The following is a 15,943-nucleotide window of genomic DNA, read 5'->3' as shown; positions in this document are numbered from 1 at the left end:
CGGTCTGTGCCCTCTCATCACGTATCGGCACCGAGGTGCACTCCGGCCCGTCGCCCGCCCACAAAATGCGCGCGGGAAACGCCCCGCGGGCCTAGCGTGAAGCCATCGCCGCCTTCCGCAGCGCCCTCCCACCCGGCCGCCCGACGCACGGAGCTCTCATGACCTTCCCCACCCTCGCCAGCGACTTCCTCGGCTTCGAGGCCGACCTCGCCGACCACGAGCGCGAGGCGCTGGTGGCTCTCCGGCAGCACGCCGAGCAGAGCATCCGCCCCCTCGTGAACGACGCGTGGGAGAACGCCTCGTTCCCGCACGAGATCCTGCCGGGGCTGCACGCGCACCCGATCTTCGGGCAGCTGTGGGAGGAGACCCGCACCGGCGAGTATTCGGCCGTGTTCGGCGGCTGGACGGCCCTCGAGCTCGCGCGCATCGACGCGAGCATCGCCACCTACGTCGGCGTGCAGAACGGCCTCGCGATGGGCTCGATCGGCGTCAACGGCTCGGCCGAGCAGAAGGCCGAGTGGCTGCCGAAGCTCGCGAGCGGCGAGATCACGGGCGCGTTCGGCCTCACCGAGCCGCTCTCCGGCAGCGACGCGGCGCAGGGTCTGCGCACGACCGCGACGCCCGACGGCGACGGCTGGGTGCTCAACGGCTCCAAGCGCTGGATCGGCAACGCGACCTTCAGCGACATCACCATCATCTGGGCGAAGTCGACGGAGGACGGCCAGGTCAAGGGCTTCATCGTGCCGAATGCGACCCCCGGGTTCACGGCGACGAAGATCGAGCGCAAGCAGTCGCTGCGGATCGTCCAGAACGCCGACATCACGCTCGACAACGTGCGGGTGGATGCTGCGCTCAAGCTCGAGAAGGCGAACTCGTTCCGCGACACCGCGGCAGTGCTGCGGCTCACGCGCGCCGACGTGGCCTGGGCCGCGATCGGCACCGCGATCGGCGCGTACGAGGCGGCCGTCGCGTACACGAAGGAGCGAGTGCAGTTCGGCAAGACCATCGCGCACCACCAGCTCGTCCAGGACCTCCTGAGCCGCAGCCTCATGAACATCACCGCGTCGATCGCGATGTGCACGCGCGTCTCGCGCATGCAGGACGCGGGCACGCAGCGCGACGAGCACGCCTCGATGGCGAAGGCCTTCTGCACGACCGCGATGCGCGAGACCGTCGCGCTGTGCCGCGAGGCGCTCGGCGGCAACGGCATCGTGCTCGACTACGACGTCGCGCGGTTCCACGCCGACGCCGAGGCGCTCTACAGCTACGAGGGCACGCGCGAGATGAACAGCCTCATCGTGGGCCGCGCGATCACGGGGGTCGGCGCGTTCGTGTGATCGGCGCTCGTGCGGCCGCCAGCGCCCTGACCGGGCGCGGCGGCCCCGCCGGTAGGCTGAGGGTCATGTCCTGGCTCCGCGAGCGCCGCGTCGCGCTCGCCGCCGTGACCCTCTTCGTCCTCCTCGCCGGCGACGGGGTGCGGTACCCGCTCACCTGGTACGGGTGGGGCGCGGTCATCGCCGTTCTCGGCGTCTGCTGGGTCGCCCTCGCCGTGCGCTCGCGCCTGCCGTGGCGCGGCGTGCCGATCGCGCTCGCGCTCTTCGTCGGCCTCGCGGTGCTCAGCATCGCCTGGTCGGCGTACCGGCTCGAGTCGGCGATCGGGGCGGGATTGCTCGTGCTCACGTCTCTCGCCGCCGTGGTCATGGCCCGCACGCTCACCCTCGAGCAGGTCGTGCGCGCGCTCGGCGTCGCCCTGCGCTGGATCATCGGCCTCTCGCTCGTGTTCGAGCTCGTCGTCGCGGCGATCATCCGTCAGCCGGTCCTGCCGTGGTGGACGGACTACGACGGCACGGTCCCCCGCGCCTTCTACTGGTCGCGCAACGAGCTGTTCGACGTGCTCGACGGCGGGAGGATCCAGGGCATCGTCGGCAACGCCAACCTGCTGGCCTTCGCCGCGCTCCTCGCGATCATCGTCTTCACGATCCAGCTGGTCGACCACCGGGTCGGCCAGGCCGCGGGCTACGGCTGGCTCGCCGCCGCCGCGCTGGCGTTCGTCTGCGCGGGGTCGGCGAGCATGATCGTCGCTGCAGCCGTGGCCGCGATCGTGCTCGGGCTGATCGTCGTCGCACGGCGCCTCGGGGCTCGCGCGCGCATCCGTCTGCTGGCCGTCAGCGCCGTGACGGCCGTCGCCGCGCTCGCGCTCATCGTCGTCTTCCGCGATACCGTGCTTGGCCTGCTGGGCCGCTCGGGCGACCTGACGAACCGCGTCGACATCTGGGCGGCGGTGACCGAGCTCGCGCTCGAGCGCCCCTGGTTCGGCTGGGGGTGGGTGAGCTACTGGGCCCCGTGGGTCGAGCCGTTCGACGGGCTCGCCGTCATCAAGGGCGTCGAGTACCTGCAGGCCCACAACGCGTGGCTCGACGTGTGGCTGCAGCTCGGGGTCGCGGGGGTCGTCGTCTTCGCGGTGCTCGTCATCACGATGCTGCTGCGCACCGTGTCGTGGGCGGTGGATGCTCCGCTCGGCGACGTCGCCGACTCCCCCGCCCTGCGCCTCCTGCCGGCGCTCATCGCCACCGTGCTGCTCGTGCAGAGCCTCGCCGAGTCGCGCATCCTCATCGAGGGCGGGCTGCTGCTGCTCGTCTGGCTCGCCGTCGCGAGCCGCACCCACGGCCGCGCGCTCGCCGGGATCGGGCGATGAACGACCGCGCCCGCTCGATCCTCGACGCCGGGCGCTCGGCGCTCGCGTCGCCGCGCTTCACGCAGGCCCTGACCGAGGTCGCGATCGCCGTCGCGCTGTGCATGCACGCCGTTCGCGCGTTCCTCGGCTGGCCGGGGGCGCTCGCGGTGCTCGCGGGCCTGGTCGTGCTCGCGGCCCTGTCGCTCGCGGGCCAGCCGGAGCGCGTGGAGTGGCAGGGGATCCTGCCCATCTCGCTGCTCGCGCTCGTCGGCTTCATGATGGTGAGCAGCTTCTGGAGCCAGTACCCGATCGCCACGTACGGCGGCATCGGCTACATGCTCGCGTTCGCCTTCCTCGGGCTGTACATCGCGCTCGTGCGCGACACGATCCAGATCGTGCGCGGGGTTGGCAACGCGCTGCGGTTCGTGCTCGTGGTGTCGTTCGCGCTCGAGATCCTCTCGGGCATCATCATCGACACCCCGCTGCGATTCTTGAGCATCGAGGGCAACCTCGCCGTCGGCGGCCCGATCGAGGGGCTCGCGGGCACGCGCAACTACTTCGCCTTCCTCGGCGGGCTCGCCGCGCTGAGCTTCTGGATCGAGTTCCGCACGCGATCGGTGCCGCGGGGTCTGACGACCTTCTCGCTCGTGCTCGCGGCGGCGACGATCGTGTTCGCGCGCTCGCCCGTGACCGGCGTCGTGCTGGCCGCCGTGCTCGCCGCCGGGCTCGTGCTCGTCGTGCTGCGCCGGCTCTCGCCCGAGCGGAGGCCCGCGGTCCAGAGCGTGCTGCTCATCTCGGCGGTCGTGGCGACGGCTCTCGGGTGGCTGTTCCGCCAGCAGCTGCTCGCCCTCGCGGGCGCCACGGCCGACGTGACGATCCGCACGAGCGTCTGGGCCGACCTCGAGAAGTTCATCGGCCAGTATCCGGCGCAGGGCTGGGGCTGGCTCGGCGCCTGGCGTGAGGACCGCTACCCGTTCCTCGTGGTGCGCGACGCCGTCGGCCGTCAGCCCGACTCGGCCCTGAACGCCTACGTGGATGCGACGCTGCAGCTCGGATTCATCGGCCTCGGCCTCCTGCTCGTCGCCCTGGGCCTCGCCTTCGTGCGGGCGTGGCTCGTCGCGACGGAGCGCCGCTCGACCGTGCACGTCTGGCCGTCGCTCGTGCTCGTGCTGCTCGCGACGACGAGCATGACCGAGAGCTACCTGCTCGTTGAGGGCGGCTTCATGCTCTTCGTGATGGCGGCGCTCGTCGCGGCGCGCGAGCGGTCGTGGCGCGGGCGGCTCGGGCCCTGAGCCCAGCGCGCCTCGATCGTGAGGAACAATAGAGGGTGGGATCGAACGTCATCCCATCCGGCGGCCGCAGATCGTGAGCCTCTCACCATGGAAGGACGAACTCGACCGTGGCCGAACTCTCCTGGGTCGTCGTTGCGATCTATGTCGTCTTCATGGCGATCGTGCCTCGCCGAAGCGGACTGATATCCGCATCGACGATCTTCATGACCACGAACCTGGTCATGGCCCTGGGCACGCTGCCCATGCTCGACGTCGGCAGAGAGGCCGACCGGGTCCACGCGGCGGTCATCTGCGTCAGCCTCGCCGCGGTCGCCGCGCTGCTCGTCGCCGCGTCGACCCTGTTCGGCGGTCGATTCGCCGCGGCCCCGCTCCGCCAGCAGACCCGCGCCTACCCGGCGACCAGAACCCTCTGGATCCTCATCGGCGTATCGTTCGCGATCTGCATCGCCTACTACGGGGCGCTGGGCTACAACGTGCTCTTCCTGGGAGTGTTCGCGTACGCGACCGGGACGCCGCTCGACATCACCGCGCTGCGACTCGACTCGTACTCCGGCCCGCAGTACCTCTTCCCCGGATACGTCAACCAATTCAGGAACGTCCTGCTCCCGGCGCTCTCGCTCGTGACGATCGTCGCGCTCTTCCGCTCGCGCAGCCGTCTCCGGTGGTGGGTATCCACCGGGCTCATCCTCGCGAACGTGGTGTTCATGCTCGGGACCGGGCAACGAGGCGCTTTCGTGACCTTCATGCTCGTGACGGTCACCTTCATCGCGTTCGTGTCGCCGCGAGCCTTCTGGAGGTGGATGCCGCTCGTGGTGGCTGCCGCGCTCCCGCTCTTCCTCCTGGCCACCTTCGCGCTCGGCCGAGCGCAGACGGAGCTGGACAGCGCGTCCGGTCCCCTTGAGCAGCTCTGGGTGCTGTTCGGTCAACTCGCGTTCCGGATCTTGGGCAGCAATCAGGAGGCCTCCGTGGCCGGCTTCCGATACATCTACGATCTTCCGACGCAGTGGGGCGGCGAGTGGCTGCAGGCTGCGATCGGACTGCTCCCCGGACTGACGGGGAGCGACATCTCGAATCAGATCCACGCCGAGCTCTACGGCTCCGACCGGGGCACCGCGCCGCTGTCCGTGTGGGGGTCGACCTTCTACAACTTCGGTTTCGGCGGCGTCGTCGTCGTGTCGATCCTGCTGGCGCTGGCCCTGCACGCCATCGACCGAGTGCGCCTCTCGGCCGCGCACCGCAATTCGCTCGAGGTAGTCGGCGCGGCAGGCATCGCGGTGGTCGTCGGCACCTGGGTGGCGAGCGACCCGACCTACCTGCTCAACGTGGGTGCGGCTGTGTTCGCGGGCCTCTGGTTCTGGGGTCGGCGCACCAGCAGCACGACGTCGCTGACGATGCCGCTTTTGCACTGGGGCGAGCCCTCCTCGCTGGGCGGCGCCTCACCGCTGGTCGCGATCACGGCGCGGGTGCGCGGACGAGCCCGTCGGCTCGCGACACGGCATCGAAGCACAGAACCCACAGAATCGCATAGCTCACCGCGGACGTGATCGAGAAAGTCCAAGCTATCTGGGGGAGGCTGAACCCGAGAGAGTAGGGAATGATCACCGCGCCCGCGACCACGGCGAGCCTCCCGATGTCCCAGCTCAGCTGGGTTCGATACCGACCGAAGACGATCAGCGTCTGGCTGAGTGGCACCACTACCATCTGCGCGGCGACTCCGATCGAAAGAGCCTGGGCGATGGGCCCGCCCTCCACCCACTCGTCGCCGAAGACCGGCCCGAACAGCAGCGGAGCGAGCACGAAGATCGCCGTTCCGAGAACCACGGCCGTGGAGAGCAGGACCGCGCTCGAGCGGAGGAAGAGCACCCGGGCGTCGCTCGCGCTGGAGCGGAGCGACGACGCGCTCTCTGCCGTGTACACCTGTGCGAGCGACTGCCCGAGCAGTGCCACGGGCGCTCCTAGAACTCGCTGGGTGAAGCCGAGGAGTCCCGCAGCGGCCGGGCCGAGCAGCAGACCGAATAGGAGCACCGGCGCCTGCGCGCCGATCGCGTTCACGAGCGCCGACGGCGCCAGGACGGTGGGGAAGTGGGAGGTCCGGCGGGCGACCCGACTTATTTTCGAGTTCTGGAGTCCTCGGAGGTCTCGCCGGATGCGCACTCCGCCGACATGGAGCGAGTACCAGGCCCCGACGACGCGGCTCACGACGTGCCCGATCGAGAGGCCGGCCGACCAGTTCGCTGCGCCCAGCCCCAACTGGCTCGCGGCCATCGTCCCGTTCAGCAGCACCGAGCGCCGGGCCGCGGCCGCGTAGCGCCTGCGGCGAACGAGATAAGCGGACGCCAGCTCGAAGAGGCCCGCGAACAAGGCGAACACCGGGACGAGGAGCAGCTCCGGTCCGATCGGGATGATCTCCTGACCGAGCAGTGTGCCGACGACGACGACGACCGTCGCGAACACGGTCCCCACGAGCAGGTAGAGAAGGCCGAGCAGCAGGGCATCCCGAGCGTCGCGGTTGCTCCGGGCGACCGGCACCGCGAGCTCGAGGCGGCCCGTCGAGACGACCGTGACGACCGCCGCGATCGCGACGACGAGTGCGTAGGCACCGAACTGCTCAGGGGTGTAGAGCCGCGACAGCACCGGCGACACGAGCACGACCAGCATCTGGCCGAAGGCGACGCCCGCGCCGAGCTTCGCCGCGCCGCTCAGCAGTCGTTTCACCGGCGTTCGAGGGCGATGCGCCCGGCCCGCATCTCTGAAGTCTCGAAAACGATCGCGCTCATTCCAGAGACGCTCCCGCACGATAACCCTCTTCGGCATAAGACACAAGTCGCACTTTGCGTCACGACGACCCCAACCCGGAGAAGAGAGCGTAAAACCTTCGGCGAAGCCAAAACGCGGCCGGATGGGCCGTGGATAGTGCACGCAACCTCTCGGTGATAGGAACCGAGCTGAGGCGCAATATCGCCCAAATCTTTCCCCTAAAACGCAAGTCCTCCAGTTCTACGCGTCGCTGCAGCCTCTCCGTCACCGTCGAGTCGAGCTGGTAACGATCAGTCTCTAGCAGGATTTGGTAGGGAAGTGCGCGATCATGAAGGCTCGCAGTCATCTGCCTAAAAGGCAGATGACGAGGATTTGAGTTTCCCTGGTGGATCCGATATTCAAGCACAACTTCTGGCCTACTGATCACGCTCGGCTCAAGAGCACGAATTACCTCCGCTATCCAAATGTCCTCGGCAACAAGTTGGTGAGGAATTGGAAAAATTTGCTCGGCAAGCGGGCGAGTCAGAGCGATCGTGCCGCCCGAGAGATTGCCCTTATCACCCTTCGGCAGAACTAAATTGTGAAATCTCGGTTCATCCGAGAAGGTGCGCAGGCGAAAGGCCGCCGCTTTTGCCTCACGACGATCTGTTGCCCGACTCAGTGCCGCCGCTCTGACCGCTAGAGAGTCCTCGGGCAGCCGATCGTCTCCTCCCAGCAAGACGACGACATCGCCTGAGGACGCTTGGAAGGCTCGGTTGAAGGCCTGCACCTTTCCGAGCTTCTCGCCGTGGCAGACGAGCACGACTCGCTCCTCGCCGCGCGCACGACTTTGTATACGCGAGACTGTGTCGTCGGTCGACCCGTCATCAACCAGAAGAAGCTCCCATCGATCTTCGGTCTGAGCGATGACACTGTCGATCATTTCATCGATGAAATCCGCTTCGTTGAACACTGCCGAAAGGATGGAGATTTTCAATTCCTTCCCCTTGATCAGGCAGTCCGGATGCCGGTGCGCTGGTGGTGGGAGCGCGCGGTGGAGAGGATGAACGCGAGAACCCGTCGCGAGGTGTCGGCGATGGCGTAGTCGGCGGGCACCGATGCGCGAGCATCGGAGTCGAGGACGAGGCGCACCGCCTCACTGATCGACTGCAGCTCGACTCCGGTCGTGATGATGCCTCCGACATCGAGAGACTCGGGCCGTTCGATCTGGTCGCGCAGAGTCACCGCAGGGAACCCCAGGAGCAGCGACTCCTCGCTGATCGTCCCGCTGTCCGACAGCACGACCTTCGCGTTCATCTGAAGCCGCAGGTAGTCGTGGAAGCCGAACGGCGCGTGGAAGCGCAGGCCTGCCACGTCCCCGATGCCCAGCTGCTCGAGTCGCTTGCGCGTGCGAGGGTGGGTGGAGATCAGCACCTCCGTCGAATGGTCCGCCGCCAGGTGCGCCAGCGCGTCGAGCACGGCCCTCAGGCGCTCAGGCTGGTCCACCGTCTCCTCGCGATGGAGGCTCACGAGGAAGTACCCGCCCTGCTCGAGACCCTGGTCGATGAGGGCGCTGCTCGCCTCGACGCCCGCAGCATTCGCGGCGAGAACCTCCTTCATCGGCGAGCCGGTGAGGAGGATGCGCGAGGGATGGATCCCCTCGGCGAGCAGATTGCGTCGCGCGTGCTCGGTGTACACGAGGTTGTAGTCCGCGACGTGGTCGACCAGGCGGCGATTGGTCTCCTCCGGGACGTTCTCGTCGAACGACCTGTTGCCGGCCTCCATGTGATAGACCGGCACCTTCATCCGCTTGGCGATGACGGCCGAGATAGCGCTGTTGGTATCCCCGAGCACGAGCAGAGCATCGGGCTTCTCCGCCGCGATGACAGCCTCGGTCTTCATGAGGATCGACCCCAGTACGGCTCCCAGCGAGCTCGTGTCGGCCTCGAGAAAGTGGTCGGGGCGACGGAGGCCGAGATCCTCGAAGAAGACCTCGTTCAGTTCGTAGTCGTAGTTCTGCCCGGTGTGCACCAGGACCTGATCGCAGTGCTCGTCGATCAGCTTGATGGTCTCGGAGAGACGGATGATCTCCGGCCGGGTTCCGACGACGGTCATCACTTTCAGACGATCGGTCATGGCGTCACGCTCTCCGGGAAAGTATCGGGGTTGCGGGGGTCGAAGATGTCGTCGGTCCAGAAGACGGTGTGCAGCGTGGAGTCTCCCGTGTTCGTGATGCTGTGCGCCCACATCGTGGGCATGTCGATGCTCACGGTGCTCCCGCCGTCGACATCGAACACCATGGTCTCATCGGTGAGCACGCGGCGCAGGGCGATCCGCGCGCGCCCCTCGATGACCGTGAACCTCTCGACCTTCCGACGGTGGAAGTGCTCGCCGCGGGTGATCCCCGGCACCGTCGTGGAGTGCGAGGTCTGACCGGTGCCGCCATGGGTGCGGATCAGCTCGACGAACGCTCCCCGAGCATCCTCATGCCGGACGTGGGAAATCGGCAGGTGGGACGGGACGGTGAACGAACGGTACGTGTTGAACAGCGTGCGATCGAGGGCGTCGGCGATGTCGGGGATCTCTCCGCGTCGATAGGTGGCCGACATCCCGCGGAGCCTCTCGAGGAGATCCGTGACGGTGAGGGTGCTGCTCACCGCATCCGAATCGCCGGTCTCGGCCGTCAGCAGCAGGTCGGCGGCGTCCTGCGCGTGCAGCAGGGTCAGCTCGCGATCGACATCGATGCGAGGCTCGTCTCCCGCGGCGAGCTGGTGGCAGAAGGTCGCCGTCACCGAGTTGTAGAAGGGCCGACCGTGCTCGCCGTAGATGTTCGGTAGGCGCATGTCGATGAAGCGCGCACCGTTCCGTTCGCACCAGGCGCGGAGGGCATCGGCGGCAGCCGCCTTGGCCGAGCCGTACACGCCGCCGTTGCCCGCCTGCGTGGAATTGGCGTAGACGACAGCGTTCGGGCGCTGCTCGGCCGCATCGAGCGCCTGGATGAGCTGCTGCGCGAACATCGCGTTGCCCGCCTGAACCTCGGCGTCATCGGCGCGATTGACGCCGGCGAGGTGGATGACGCGATCCGCGCCGCTCAGCGCGTTCGCAGCGGCGCTCACATCGAATCCACGTCCCAAGGGGATCGGCTCCACGTCCAGCCCCAGGGCTCGGGCGGCCACCCGCGTGTGCCAGCCGAGGAAGCCCCCGGCGCCGGTCAGCGCGATCACGAACGCGGTTCGCTCGAGGCCGAGACAGGTCGACCCGCCGCCTGGAGCTCGTCGCGCACCTCCGGGAGACCAAGGAGCATCAGCTCGACCTCCGTGACCGACAACCGGGGAACCGTGTGAGAGTCGTAGTCGGCGAAGTCGCCCATGGTGACGTCGCCCTCATCGACGTAGATGCTGTAGTTGAGGTCGCGGTTGTCCGCCTGGATGCGGAAGTAGTCGCCCATGTCCACGGCACGAGCGAGCTCCTCGCGGCTCGCAAGAGCCTCGCTGAGCTTCTCGGCGTGCCGGGTTCCGATCACATCGATGCTCGAGCCGGGGCTGAACAGGTTGATGACCGCCTGCGCGAGGTCGCCGATCGTGCAGGCCGGAGCCTTCTTGATGAACAGGTCGCCCTGCTTGGCGTGATGGAACGCGAACTCGACGAGATCGACCGAATCGGAGAGCGACATCATGAAGCGCGTCATCGCGGCGTTCGTGACCGTCAGGTTCTTGCCCGCCTTCAGCTGGCTGATGAAGAGCGGAATGACCGAGCCGCGGGAGTACATCACGTTGCCGTACCGCACGCACGAGACGATCGTGTCGGCCGTGCGGTTGTTGAGGCCGAACGACTGGGCGACCTTCTCCATGAGCGCCTTGCTCATGCCCATGGCGTTCACCGGGTAGACGGCCTTGTCCGTGCTGAGGCAGACGACCGACGACACCCCGGCGTGGTCGGAGGCGCGGACGACGTTCTCGGTGCCGACGACGTTGGTTCTGACGGCCTCCATCGGGAAGAACTCGCACGAGGGTACCTGCTTGAGCGCCGCGGCGTGGAAGACGTAGTCGACGCTCTTGACGGCGCGCTCGACGCTGCCCTCGTCGCGGATGTCGCCGACGTAGAAGCGCAGTCGCGAGTCGCCGAACGCGTGCCGCATGGCGTCCTGCTTCTCCTCGTCCCGGCTGAGGATTCTGATCTCGCCGACGTCCTCGGCGAGGAGCTTCTCGGCGACGGTCCTCCCGAACGAGCCTGTTCCGCCCGTGATCAGAACGGTCTTGTCTCGGTAGTCAGTTGCCACCGGTCATTCCTTCCAGCGCGCGGATGATGGTTCGGGCCGAGGCCTCCGCGGCGAATCGAGACTCGTAATATCGACGGCCGCTCTCACCGTGCGCAGCGAGGTCGTGTGCGGACGCCGTCGCCAACGACCTTATTGCTGAAATCACCGAGTCACGGTTCCCCGGCTGGGCGAGCACAGCGGCCCCGGACTCGCGGAGGACGTCAGCGCCGTCGCCCGCCACGACACCGACGATCGGCACCTGCGACGCGAGGAGAGCGGGGATCTTGCTGGGCATCGTCCGACGCAGGAACTCGCTGTCCGCGAGCGAGACCAGGTGCGCGTCAGCCTGGGACATGAGCTCGGGGATCTGCTGCTGCGGCACTCGTCCGAGGAAGCGGATCGCCGACATTCCGCCATCCGCCACGAGAGCCTCCAGCCGATCGCGCGCGATTCCGTCCCCGGCGATGTTGAGACGGACGTCGACACCGCTCCGTGCGAGGGAGTCCACGGCCTCGACCACCGTCTCGAGCCCCTGCACATCACCGATCGCACCGGCGTAGAGGACGGTGAAGGGCGTGGCATGATCACGGATGACGTCGTTCGCACGCGGGCGGAAGATCTCCTCGTTCGCGGGATTCGGCGCGAAGACGATCCGGCCGGGATCGACCCCGGGATTCCTGCTCAGGATGAGCTCACGAACGCTGGGCGAGATGATGCCGATCGCGGCGGCTCGGCGCTCCATGCTCCGTACGACTCGAGATGCCGCCGCACCGATCGCGCTGCCGACGCGGCCTCCTGGGATCATTCCGCTCTCCGTGAGCGACTCGGGCCACAGATCTTGAACGTGCAGGAAGTACGGGACCGCTCCTCCGCGCGAGTGGACCATCAGTGGCGCATGGACCGTGATCGGCGAGTTGTAGACCCAGATCGCGTCCACGTCGCGGAGCGCGCCCCCACCGAGTGCCGCCGCGGACGCGGCGAACGACGAGTAGTTCATCACGCGTCCGACCGCGGAGCGGGAGTGGTTCGGGTACAGCGGGACCCGGGTGACCGTGATCCCCTCGAGGTTCTCCACCAGGCGAGGCCGCTGGGAGTAGCCGTCGTAGATACGACCCTCCGGGTAGTTCGGGAAGCCGGTGAGCACCGCCACCTCGTGGCCGGCTCGGACGAATTCGCGCGCATACACGCCGGGGAGCGCTGCAGGTCCGGTCTCAGGGTCGAACCACTGGGACAGGATTCCGATCTTCACGTTGCGCCCTTCAGGATTTCTTCGGCATGGCTTTCACCGCTCGCGCCCACCGACCGCGCCCACGCTGCATCGTGAGGGCGGCCGAACAGAACCGTCTCGAGTTGATACGTGGCCACACGCACCCCCGTGACGACAGCGCCGAGCAAGTAACCGAGGGCGATGACGACTCGTCCGACAGCGGGAGGGATGCGCCGGGGGGTCCGCCCTCCGGCGAGGAGGAGCACCTCGGTGTTCGTGAGGCCTTCCGACGGCTGGAGCACGATCGTCGGAACATCGCTCGGACAGCGGACGACCAGGCTCACGAAGCTCGAGAGTCCGTCGATCGAGCTGACGGGCGACGGGCGGTCACCGGCGGTGGCGATCGAGGCGAGCCGTGATGACGCAAACCGGCGGAGCCGGTTCGTGATCGGGCGACCCGGACCCTGGATGGCGGTCGCCCGGACGATCACGACTTCCGGTGCGGAGTCGTCGGCCCCCGCGACGGCGGCGAGGAGGGCACTTTCGCCCAGAGCCTTCGAGNCGAGCTCACGTGCACGAAGCGGCGAGAGCCAGCCCGCTGAGCCGCCGCCACGATAATCGCGGGGAGCAGCGCGTTCGCACCCGTCAGCGAGGCGCCCCTGCGGGAGTCGGGGGCTGCGATTCCGGCGGCGTTGACGACCACATCGACCTCGCCGAGCGCCTGAGAGAGGTCGATGACAGCGGATTCGTGCGCGAGGACGGCGCGGCGAACATCGTCCGACGTCGACCCCGGCGAGAGCGACAGACGGGGAGGGGCGACCGCGGTCGCCTCCCACCCGTCATCGCGAAGTCGTCGGGCGACGTGCGACCCGACGAACCCGGACGCGCCGACGACGATCGCGCGACCCCGCTCTGGGATGCCGGCACCCGCAGGCAACGGCGATGGGGGCGGTTCGCGGATCGTCGCCGCCGGCACGGGCGCGCCGAGCAGCACCGGAGAAGCCAGGTAGGCGGCGGCCACGCCGGCGATCGCGACCCACCCGGCCCACTGCCAGGCCGGACCGAGGGTGCCTGCAATGAGACCCGCGACCGCGCAGAGAGCGCTCACCGCGGACACGACCGTGGATGCCGCGATGTGGCTGAGACCGCGTTGCGTCAATCGCTGATAGGCGTGGGATCGATGCGGAGCGAGCCACGGCTCCGCCGCGGCCATGCGTCGGATAACGGTGACCACGGTGTCGGTGAGGTAGATCGCGAGGGGCGCGACGACTACGACGACGGGAACGTCTCGGAGGGTCGCGACGGCCGTCGCCGCGGCGACGGAGCCGCCCAGAAGGTAGCTGCCGGTGTCGCCGAGGAACGTCCCCCGGCGCCGCAGGTTCCAGGGCAGGAACCCGCCGAAGGAGGCCGCGATCGCCACACCGACGAAGCTCAACCACGGCTCGAGCCACAGTGCGCCCGCAATCGTGAACGCGGCTCCCACCACGATGCCGTGACTCGACGAGATGCCGTCCACGCCGTCCATGAAGTTGGTGAAGTTGACATAGGCCGTGAACCAGAGCGCCACCAGCGGTACTGCCCAGGCGGGCATCCCCGCGACCACGACGAGCGAGCCGCCCACGAGAGCCCCGACCGCCGATTGCGCGGCGAACCGTCCCAGCGCCCCGACGCCTCGAACGTCCTCCGCGAGGCCGATCAGAGCCACGGCGGCAGCGGCCAAGGTCACGATGGCGGTGATCCCGATCTCCGACGTCGGGATCTGGACGAGCCCCACGCCCATCGCGGCGAGGAATGCGGCGAGGACTCCCAGGCCGAGCCCGCGCAGCGCACGGCCCGAGTGAGAGGAACGATCAGTGGCATCGTCATGAGCTCCGAGCCGCACCAGGAGAGGGATCAGTACCAACGGGGCTGCGAGACTCACCAGCGCGGCGATCGACCCGACGAGGGCGAGCGCGGGAATCATCGACCCCCCGCCGCCGCCGTGCTGATGCGGCGATGCCATCGGGAGCGCTCGAGTCGGTCCGGCGCGAGCGGCTTCATCCGAGCATGCGAGATCTGGGGGTGCACCCGACGTTCTGCGGCCTCGTGCTCGGCCACGAGGTCCTCGTGCAGCTTCTCGCCCGGACGGAGCCCGGTGAACACGATCGCGATGTCCTTGCCGGACATGTCGATCATGCGGTGGGCGATGTCGAGGATCTTCACGGGCTCGCCCATGTCGAGGATGAGGACCTCGCCCGCTTCCCCGATACCGCCCGCCTGGATCACGAGCTGGCACGCCTCCGGGATGGTCATGAAGAATCGCGTGACCTCGGGGTGCGTGATCGTGAGGGGGCCGCCCGCTTCGATCATCGTCGCGAAGACGGGGAGCATGGATCCGCGGCTGCCTAGGACATTGCCGAATCGCACCGAGAGGTAGGGCCGATCCGAGTGCTCGGCCGCCCAGGAGGTCAGCTTCTCGGCGACGCGCTTGGAGTGGCCGAGGACGCTCGTCGGGTTCGCCGCCTTGTCCGTCGAGACGTTGACGAACGTCGCGACGTCGACCGCGAGCGAGGCTCGCAGGACGTTCAGCGTGCCGAGCACGTTCGTCTTCCACGCCTCCTCGGGGTACTGCTCGAGCATGGGAAGGTGCTTGAGCGCCGCAGCGTGGAAGACCACCTCCGGCCGACGCTCGGCGAAGATGGCAGCCAGTGCATCCGCGTCCCGGATATCGGCGAGGACGACGTCGCGAGTGTCGAGGAGCCCGTGCCCGGAGATCGAGAGCTGCACGCCCTGCAGCGCCGTCTCATCGCGATCGAGCATGATGAGCTCCGCCGGTTCGAACTTCCCCAGCTGACGGCACAGCTCGGCGCCGATCGACCCGCCGGCCCCCGTCACGAGCACGCGCTTGCCGCGCAGGTACCCGGCGATCGAGTCGACCGACGTGTCGACGGGGTGGCGCCCGATGATGTCCTCGATCGAGATGTCGCGGAGATCCGCCAGTCGGGACTTCCCCTCCAGGATGTCCTCGAAGGGAGGCAGGACCTTGACGCGCAGGTCGGCGAGAGCAGCGGCGTCGGAGACTCGGCTCAGGAGGTCCGCATCCGCACGGGCGATCGTCACGATCAGCTCCGTCGCGCCCGTACGGCGGGCCACGTCCTCCAGGTCGGCGAGCGTGCCCTGGACGCGCACGCCATCGAACTCGACATGTCGTTTGGAGAGGTCGTCGTCGATGAGCGCGACCGGGATGTACGGCGAGTGAGGATCGGTGCGCATCCGCCGCACGATGACGGAGCCGAGATAGCCGGCACCGTAGATGAGGGCGCGCTCCACGCTCTCGCCGTACTCGATGGTGCGCTCGACGACGAGCCGCTTGGTGTAGCGCGCGCCGCCCATCATCACGAAGGCGAACGGCATCGCCAGGAACACCGTGCCGCGGGGGATCGACCACTCCAGACCGAAGACGGCGACCGGAACGCCCACGATCGCGGTGACGACCACCAGGGTCCACATGAGGGCCCGGACTTCGCCGAAGCTGCCGTAGGGATGACGGCCTCGGTACAGGAAGAAGACCCACCCCACGACGAACTGGAGCGCCGCGGTGAGCGCACCGGTGACCGCGAGAGGCACGAGGGCGACACGACTGATGTCCAGGTCGAACCGGAGCAGTTCGGCCACGGCGAGGGCGAGGATCCACGCGACGGCATCCAGCGCGTACTGGGAGCCGAAACGCGACAGAGGTCCGCGGGCGTACACTCGCCGCATCCTCGCCGCGAGGGCTTCCGACATCGTCATCAGGT

At 68.2% G+C, this 15,943-nt stretch carries 12 protein-coding genes; 4 read left to right on the top strand and 8 right to left on the bottom strand.

Annotated features, from left to right (window positions below):
- Positions 1-158 precede the first annotated feature (158 nt).
- The 4 genes from ASG83_RS07540 to ASG83_RS12665 all read left to right on the top strand — a co-directional run bounded on the left by ASG83_RS07540 (position 159) and on the right by ASG83_RS12665 (position 5,510).
- A complete protein-coding gene (locus ASG83_RS07540) occupies positions 159-1,337 on the top strand; it encodes an acyl-CoA dehydrogenase family protein (protein ID WP_055858859.1) in 1,179 nt (392 codons plus the stop codon).
- Positions 1,338-1,402: 65 nt separating this feature from the next.
- Positions 1,403-2,695 (top strand): O-antigen ligase family protein, encoded by a 1,293-nt coding sequence (locus ASG83_RS07535; RefSeq protein WP_055858856.1) that lies wholly within the window; start codon positions 1,403-1,405, stop codon positions 2,693-2,695.
- Positions 2,692-3,966, top strand: coding sequence for an O-antigen ligase family protein (locus ASG83_RS07530; RefSeq protein WP_055858853.1), 1,275 nt, complete (start codon positions 2,692-2,694; stop codon positions 3,964-3,966). Before ASG83_RS07535 ends, ASG83_RS07530 begins: the two co-directional genes overlap by 4 nt.
- 107 nt (positions 3,967-4,073) lie before the next feature.
- Positions 4,074-5,510 (top strand): oligosaccharide repeat unit polymerase, encoded by a 1,437-nt coding sequence (locus ASG83_RS12665; RefSeq protein ID WP_055858851.1) that lies wholly within the window; start codon positions 4,074-4,076, stop codon positions 5,508-5,510.
- Here ASG83_RS12665 and ASG83_RS12465 read toward each other — a convergent pair.
- The 8 genes from ASG83_RS12465 to ASG83_RS07485 form a co-directional block, all read right to left on the bottom strand.
- Positions 5,419-6,681 carry a lipopolysaccharide biosynthesis protein gene (locus ASG83_RS12465; RefSeq protein ID WP_162253794.1) on the bottom strand — a complete coding sequence of 421 codons (1,263 nt, stop codon included), beginning with the start codon at positions 6,679-6,681 and terminating at the stop codon, positions 5,419-5,421. The two genes, ASG83_RS12665 and ASG83_RS12465, sit on opposite strands and share 92 nt — an antisense overlap.
- Positions 6,682-6,802: 121 nt before the next feature.
- Positions 6,803-7,699: a glycosyltransferase gene (locus ASG83_RS12460; RefSeq protein ID WP_156710991.1), complete on the bottom strand. Its 897-nt coding sequence runs from the start codon at positions 7,697-7,699 to the stop codon at positions 6,803-6,805.
- Positions 7,700-7,713: 14 nt separating this feature from the next.
- A complete protein-coding gene (wecB, locus tag ASG83_RS07515) occupies positions 7,714-8,838 on the bottom strand; it encodes a non-hydrolyzing UDP-N-acetylglucosamine 2-epimerase (protein ID WP_055858843.1) in 1,125 nt (374 codons plus the stop codon).
- The gene (locus ASG83_RS07510) at positions 8,835-9,926 is read right to left on the bottom strand and encodes an NAD-dependent epimerase/dehydratase family protein (RefSeq protein ID WP_055858840.1); all 1,092 of its coding nucleotides are present in this window, start codon (positions 9,924-9,926) and stop codon (positions 8,835-8,837) included. The genes wecB and ASG83_RS07510 overlap by 4 nt, the downstream gene beginning before the upstream one ends.
- Positions 9,923-10,981, bottom strand: a complete 1,059-nt coding sequence (locus ASG83_RS07505; protein WP_055858838.1) for an SDR family NAD(P)-dependent oxidoreductase — start codon at positions 10,979-10,981, stop codon at positions 9,923-9,925. Before ASG83_RS07505 ends, ASG83_RS07510 begins: the two co-directional genes overlap by 4 nt.
- Positions 10,971-12,209, bottom strand: a complete 1,239-nt coding sequence (locus tag ASG83_RS07500) for a glycosyltransferase family 4 protein (protein WP_055858836.1) — start codon at positions 12,207-12,209, stop codon at positions 10,971-10,973. The genes ASG83_RS07505 and ASG83_RS07500 overlap by 11 nt, the downstream gene beginning before the upstream one ends.
- 520 nt (positions 12,210-12,729) lie before the next feature.
- Positions 12,730-14,130: NAD-dependent epimerase/dehydratase family protein (locus ASG83_RS07490; protein WP_235460061.1), on the bottom strand; the 1,401-nt coding region annotated here is incomplete at its 3' end.
- Positions 14,127-15,908 (bottom strand): nucleoside-diphosphate sugar epimerase/dehydratase, encoded by a 1,782-nt coding sequence (locus ASG83_RS07485; RefSeq protein WP_235460110.1) that lies wholly within the window; start codon positions 15,906-15,908, stop codon positions 14,127-14,129. The genes ASG83_RS07490 and ASG83_RS07485, both read right to left, overlap by 4 nt.
- Positions 15,909-15,943 lie beyond the last annotated feature (35 nt).

The organism is Yonghaparkia sp. Soil809, from assembly GCF_001429705.1.
In the GTDB taxonomy this organism is placed as follows: domain Bacteria; phylum Actinomycetota; class Actinomycetes; order Actinomycetales; family Microbacteriaceae; genus Microcella.
Note: the sequence above shows the minus strand (reverse complement) of the source record. Positions and strands in the feature narration are given on the sequence as shown.